Genomic DNA, 6,424 nt, shown 5'->3' with positions numbered 1-6,424 from the left:
CGGCAGGCCGTGGCCGGCCGGGGCAGCCGGTGGGGCTGACCGCCCGGTCGGCCCACGGCCGGGCACGGGCCGTACCGGGGACGGGCGCGCCCCGCTACTGCGCCGGCGACGACCCCACCACCGCGGGGCTGTTCGGCGCGACGCTCCCGGCGCTGGAAACGGGCGCGCTCTGCGACTGGACCGAGGCGCCGCCCGACGACGGCCCCACCGCGGGGCTGTTGGGCGAGACCGGCGAGACCGGCGCGGGCGACGCGGCCGAGGAGTGGCCCGGGGCCGGTGGTGAGGAGGCGGCCGTGGAGGGCCCGGAGACCGGGGGCGAGGAGCCGCCCGATGGGCCGGACTTCGAGGCGGACGCCGACCCGTGGCCGGAGGGTGGGGCGGAGGCCGAGGCCGAGCCGCTGCCGACCGGTTTGGTGACCGTTGCGCCGTTCGGGTCCACCACCGCCAGGCTGGGCACCGGCGAGGGCGCCGGACTGACCACCACGACGGCGTCGCTGTGGAAGCTCGGCCAGGGGATGCCGCTGTACTTCACCGACGATCCCTGGTGCTTCGGCGGCAGCAGCGGGTTGCCACAGGCGCACCGCACCCGGGGCACGCCCTGGGAGTCCACCAGCACGGCGGTACCTGCCTGCAGCACCGCCTGGTAGGGGGTGGCCTGGCCGTTGCTGAAGCCGTGGTTGGTGACCCGGGTGTCCTCGCGCAGCACGACAGAGGTCAGCCCGCCCAGGTAGCCGGAGATGTCGGACGGCTGGATGCCCTCGACCGTGGCCCAGGCCGCGGCCTTGTCCGGGTTCTCGTTCAGGTAGTGGTCCAGCTGGGGGACGTCGCAGCTGGCCACCGACTTGCTGCCGCCGTACAGGCCCGGGTCGGAGCCGCTGCGGGTGCCGCCGGCCGACGCCGAGGCGCCCGGTGGGGGCGAGACCACGGCCGCGGCGGCGACCGAGCCGGTGAACGGGTCGGGGCCGACGTCGGCGGCCGGGGTGAGGGCCACGTCGACGACGCTGGACGGCTTGTTGGTGAGGACCAGGACCAGCGCGACGCAGGCCGCGACGAGCGCGCCCGCCAGCACCAGGACCCCGCGCCGTCCGCGCCACCAGGGGCGCTTCCCGTCGCCGCCGGAGCTCGGGGCCAGCGGCCGCGACGGTGGGCCGGACGGCGGCACCGGCGGCACCGTCGAGTCGGGGATCTTGCCGATGGGCTCGGTCAGCGGACCGGAATCAGCACCCACCGGCGGGTGCCCGCCAGGGGTCCGGTCGGATCCGGAGCCCGGCCCCTGTCCGGGGCCGGAGAGCGGGCCGGACGGCGGACCGGCCGGCGGGCCGGAGCCGGGGCCCGAGCCCGGCGAGGACGGGCCCGCACCCGGGTCTGACGGCTGCTCGGGCGGCGGGTCGGGCGGCGGCTGGGAACTCACCGGGTCTCCTCCGGATCACTGCGGGTCAAAGCGGCGGCCCCCCGCCGCCTCATTCTGGGTGCGACCGCTGCACTCCGCGACTTCCCGGTCACCGGTTCGCCGTTACCCGCGGCAGGCCCGAAGCTGGAGAGGTCCGGCCGGTCCCGGCCGGGGCGGTGGGGGGCAGGCCTGCCAGGAGTCGGCATGCAACGGACTGACCACCGGAGCGCTCCTTCCGTCACCGCCGCCGGCGAGCTGCACCGCTGGCTGGCCGCGCTGGCGACGGTGGTCGCGGCCCTCGCCGCGATGGCCGTGGTGGCCGCGCTGGGGCTGTGGCTGGCGGGCGCCAACGGCCTGCCGGGCGGCGGCTTCGGGGCGGTGGTGGCCGCGACGGTGCTGATGGCGCTCGGTGTGCCCACCCAGCTGGAGGGCAGCGCGGTCTTCGTCGCCACCGCGCAGGGCGGGATCACGGCGCTGCCGCTGTCGGTCACCCTGGTCGGCGCGCTGACCGCCGGGGCGGTGTTCCTGCGTCCGCTGCGGCTGCACGCCGTGGTCGGCGGCAGGGACCTGGCCGGGCGGGTCCTGCGGACCGCGGCGCTCTGGGTGGTCGCCGTGGTGCTGGTGTCCCTGGGCGCGCAGCACAGCTTCACCGTCTCCACCGGCGAGGACCTGCTGGACGAGATCGGCGGGCTGATCGGCGGCGCACCCGAGGTCGGCTTCAAGGTCGAGCCGGGCGCCGCGGCCGGGCTCGGGCTGGTCTGGCTGCTGGTGGTGCTCGCCCTGGCGCTGGCGGTGTCCCGGCGGACCCCGCTGCCGGCCCGGCTGCTGCGCTTCCATTCGGCCGTGCGGCCCGCCGCGCACGCCGTGCTGACCCTGCTGCTGGCGTACGTGGTGCTGGCCCTGGTGATCGGGGTGCTGGCGGTCTTCGTCCACGGCAGCCCGCGCGAGACGCTGGCGGTGATCACGCTGGCGCTGCCGAACCTGGCCTGGATCGCGCTAGGCGTCGGCCTCGGCGGGTCCTGGCACGGCCATGTGACGGACACCATCGGGCTGCCGATGCCCGAGCCGCTGGCCGCGGTGCTGCGTTCCAACCAGGACGTCACCCTCGACCTGGGCTCGCTGGCCGAGCAGGACGGCCATGCCTGGCTGCTGCTGCCGCTGGCGGCGGTGGCCGTGCTGCTGACCGGGGTCGGCATGGCGTTGCACACCAGGCCGGGGACGGCGCCCTGGCGGCACGCCCTGCACCTCGCGGTGGCGCTGGCGGTGGCGATGCTGCTGGTCGGGCTGGTCACCCGGATCTCGGCGGCGTTCGGCCTGGCGCTGCTGGGCATGGGCGGCCGGGGCGCCACCGAGCTGTGGCCGAACCTGCTGGTCCTGGTGGCGCTGGGGGTCGGCTGGGGCGCCGTGGGCGGATTCCTCGGCGGCCTGGTCGCCACCCGCGTCCGGCGGCCCGGCACCCCGTAGGGTCCGGCTACCGCTCGGGGACGCCGAAGACCGGCCAGGCCCAGAGCGGCGGCGCGGGCGCCGGCCGGTCCGGCCCGGCGGAGGGGACCGCCTCGGGCGGGATCAGCTGCGAGACGACCGCGGTGGGGGCCGGGGCGGGGGCGGCCGGGGCTTCGGCCGCCCGGGGGGCGCGCGACACGTCGCGCAGGGCGGCGATGAAGGGCAGGCAGCCCTCGTAGCGTTCCTCGGGCGCCTTGGCGAGGGCCCGGCCCAGCACCTCGTCGAGTGCTTTCGGCAGGTCGGGGCGGTGCTCGCTGAGGTGCGGCGGCTCGTCGTGCAGGTGGGCCCAGAGCAGGGCGAGGTCGTCGTCCCGGGTGAACGGAGGCCCGCCGGAGAGCATCTCGTACACGACGCAGCCGAAGCCGTACACGTCGCAGCGGCCGTCCACCGGCTTGCCGGAGATCTGCTCGGGGGCGACGTAGTCGAGGGTGCCGACGAACTGGCCGACGCTGGTCAGGCCGGTGAGCGACAGAGACTTCTTGGTGAGTCCGAAGTCGGTCAGGTAGGCGTGTTCGGGGTGGTCGTGGTCGGTGCCCTCGGCGACCAGGATGTTGCCGGGTTTGACGTCCCGGTGGACCAGGTCGTGGGCGTGGGCGGCGTCCAGCGCGGAGGCGACCTGGCTGCCGATCCGGACGGTCTGCTCGACGTCGAGCGGGCCCTCGCGGTCCAGCAGGGCGCGCAGGTCCCGGCCGCGGACGTAGCGCATCGCGATGTAGAGCAGGCCGTCCGCCTCGCCGGCCTCGTAGACCGGGACGATGTGCGGGTGGTCGATGGCGGCGGCGACCTTGGACTCGTGGGCGAAGCGCCGGCGGAAGACGTCGTTGCGGGCCAGCTCAGGGGCGAGCAGTTTGACCGCGACCATCCGGCCGAGCCGCAGGTCCTCGGCCCGGTAGACGACGGCCATGCCGCCGCGGCCGATCAGCTTCTCCAGCCGGTAGCCGGCCAGCTGGTGGCCGGTGAGGTCGGCCGTGGCGGCGGTGGTCACGGGGTGTTCCCGGGCTCGGCCGGGTCGGCGGCGCCGCCCGGGTCCACGGTGGCGAGGGTCTGCAGCTGGGCGCTGTCGCAGTAGTACCAGCGGCTGTGGTCGAGGTCGAGCAGCCAGGCCTGGGTGCCGTCCAGGACGGCGCCCAGCCGCAGACCGCGGCTGCGGGCGCGGTAGGCCTCCAGGTCGATCCGGCCGTCGGCGAACTCGTCGACCAGCTGCCGGTACTCGGCGAGGGCGTGCTCCAGGGCGGCCAGCAGCGGGCGCGGGTCCTCGGTGGTGCCGATCGGCTGCCCGGTGCCGGGCGGGCGGTGCGGCAGGGCGACCAGCATCCGGCCGTCCACCCAGGCGGACCAGCCGTTGGAGCAGATGATCCGGGCCCAGTTGCCCTCGGTGCCGGCGAGCCGGACGGGCAGCAGCGCATCGAGGCGGATGCTGGGCCGCGAGGGGTCCGGCGAGGCCCAGGTCTGCAGTCCGTCGGCGGGTGCGACGTGGGTGGGACGGAACTCGTACGGGCTCCCCATCGCCGCCGCCTATCGCCGCATCACGGCGGGCTCGTGGCGGCGCAGCAGCCGGGCCACGATCACGCCGTAGACCACGGCCAGCCCGGCCAGCGCACCCATGTTGATCAGCCAGGTGGAGGCCTGGTGGGCGAAGAGCGGGTCGGAGGTGATGTCGCCGGGGACGATCGCGTGCAGGTCGACGGTGGAGGCCATCGCGGCCAGCGCCCAGCGCGAGGGGATCAGCCAGGACAGCTGCTGCAGGCCCGGGACGCCGTTCAGCTGGAGCAGCGCGCCGCAGAAGACCACCTGGACGATGGCGACCAGGACCAGCAGCGGCATGGTCACCTCTTCCTTCTTCACCAGCGCCGAGATGACCAGGCCGAGCATCATCGCGGTGAGCGAGAGCAGCGCGACGGCGAGGGTGATCTCCACCAGTGGCGGCATCAGCACGCCGCCTCCGCCGTCGGGTCTGAGCTTGACCCCGACCAGGGCGACCATGGTCAGCACCACGGCCTGCACCACGGTGATGGTGCCGAGCACGATGATCTTCGAGCAGAGGTACGCCGATCTGGACAGGCCGACGGCTCTCTCGCGCTGGTAGATGGTCCGTTCCTTGACCAGTTCGCGGACCGCGTTGGCGGCGCCGGTGAGCACGCCACCGACGCACAGGATGAGCAGCGCGTTGAGCGCGGTGTCGACGGTCAGGGCGCTGCCGGCCAGGGCGCGGGCCATCACGCCCATCACGAACGGCAGCGCGATCATCACGGCGAGGAAGGTCCGGTCGGCGGTCAGCGCGCTGGCGTAGCGGCGGACCAGGGTGCCGACCTGGCGGTGCCAGCGCTGGGGCGGTGGCGGCGCCGGGTGAACGGCGGGCGGGGCCTCGGGGCCGGGCTGCTCCTGGCCGCCGGGGCGCTGCATCGCGGAGGCGATGTAGCGGCGGTAGGGAGTGGAGGAGCGGTACTGGCCGGCCCAGTCCCGTTCGGTCTCGTTCTCGAACGCCTCGAAGGCCTCCGGCCACTGGGTGAAGCCGAAGTACTCCAGGCTCTCGCCGGGCGGCCCGTAGTACGCGATCCGGCCGCCCGGGGCGAGCAGCAGCAGCCGGTCGCACAGGTCGAGGCTGAGCACGCTGTGGGTGACCACGACGACCGTGCGGCCGTCGTCGGCGAGACCGCGCAGCATCTGCATCACCGAGCGGTCCATGCCCGGGTCGAGGCCGCTGGTGGGCTCGTCCAGGAAGAGCAGGGAGGGTTTGGTGAGCAGCTCGAGCGCGACGCTGACCCGCTTGCGCTGGCCGCCGGAGAGGCTGGAGATCACCTGGTCGGCGCGTTTGCCGAGGCCGAGCTCGCCGATCACCTCCTCGACCCGGGCCGCCCGTTCGGCGGGCTCGGTGTCACCGGGGAAGCGCAGTTCGGCGGCGTAGCGCAGGGCGCGGCGGACCGGCAGCTGGGTGTGCAGGATGTCGTCCTGCGGGACCAGGCCGATGCGCCGGCGCAGCTCGGCGTAGTCGCGGTAGAGGTCCCGGCCGTCGTAGCGGACGGTGCCGAGGTCGGCGGGGCGCAGTCCGGTGAGGGCGTTCAGCAAGGTGGACTTGCCGGCGCCGCTGGGTCCGGCGACGGCGAGCAGGGTCTTCTGGCCGACCGGGAAGCTGATCCCGTCGATCAGTTTGCGGCCCTCCCCGACGGTGACGGTCAGGCCCTCCACGTCGAGGTCGATGTCGCCGGTGTCGACGAACTCCTGGAGTTCGTCGCCGACCAGGCAGAACACCGCGTGGCCGATGCCGATCAGATCCTGCTCGCCGACGATCTGCTGCTGGACGGGCTGGCCGTTGAGGTACGTGCCGTTGTGGCTGCCGAGGTCGGCGATCTCGTAGGCGCCGTCCGGCCGGGCGCGCAGCTCGGCGTGGTAGCGGGAGACCGAGAGGTCGGCGATGGTCAGGTCGTTGTCGGGGGCGCGGCCGATCCTGATCACCTTGGCGGGCAGCGGCCGGACCGTGGTCGGGGGCCGGTAGGAGCCGGTGATCGAGGTCAGGGCGGACGGGCGGGGGCG

Annotated in this window: 5 protein-coding genes; 1 reads left to right on the top strand and 4 read right to left on the bottom strand. The window is 74.9% G+C overall.

From position 1 onward, the window contains the following. Positions 1–94 precede the first annotated feature (94 nt). Positions 95–1,228 (bottom strand): DUF6777 domain-containing protein, encoded by a 1,134-nt coding sequence (locus tag AA75_RS28790; protein ID WP_055731256.1) that lies wholly within the window; start codon positions 1,226–1,228, stop codon positions 95–97. 366 nt (positions 1,229–1,594) lie between these two features. On the opposite strand from AA75_RS28790, the gene AA75_RS28785 reads away from it, so the two are divergent. After that, a complete protein-coding gene (locus tag AA75_RS28785; protein WP_033823209.1) occupies positions 1,595–2,854 on the top strand; it encodes a streptophobe family protein in 1,260 nt (419 codons plus the stop codon). Positions 2,855–2,861: 7 nt separating this feature from the next. Here AA75_RS28785 and AA75_RS28780 read toward each other — a convergent pair whose 3' ends face one another. From AA75_RS28780 to AA75_RS28770, 3 genes are all read right to left on the bottom strand, one after another. Further along, positions 2,862–3,878 carry a serine/threonine-protein kinase gene (locus AA75_RS28780; protein WP_033823208.1) on the bottom strand — a complete coding sequence of 339 codons (1,017 nt, stop codon included), beginning with the start codon at positions 3,876–3,878 and terminating at the stop codon, positions 2,862–2,864. Further along, positions 3,875–4,399 (bottom strand): hypothetical protein, encoded by a 525-nt coding sequence (locus AA75_RS28775; protein ID WP_033823207.1) that lies wholly within the window; start codon positions 4,397–4,399, stop codon positions 3,875–3,877. The genes AA75_RS28780 and AA75_RS28775 overlap by 4 nt, the downstream gene beginning before the upstream one ends. A gap of 9 nt (positions 4,400–4,408) precedes the next feature. After that, positions 4,409–6,424: ATP-binding cassette domain-containing protein (locus AA75_RS28770; protein ID WP_033823206.1), on the bottom strand; the 2,016-nt coding region annotated here is incomplete at its 5' end.

The sequence above is a fragment of the Kitasatospora sp. MBT63 genome (assembly GCF_000710465.2).
Classification (GTDB): Bacteria; Actinomycetota; Actinomycetes; order Streptomycetales; family Streptomycetaceae; genus Kitasatospora.
This window is presented reverse-complemented; position numbering and strand designations above follow the sequence as displayed.

Bases quoted from the DNA above. Each gene is read 5' to 3' on its own strand.
- AA75_RS28775 (WP_033823207.1), bottom strand. From the start codon at position 4,399: ATGGGGAGCCCGTACGAGTTCCGTCCCACCCACGTCGCACCCGCCGAC.
- AA75_RS28785 (WP_033823209.1), top strand. From the start codon at position 1,595: ATGCAACGGACTGACCACCGGAGCGCTCCTTCCGTCACCGCCGCCGGC.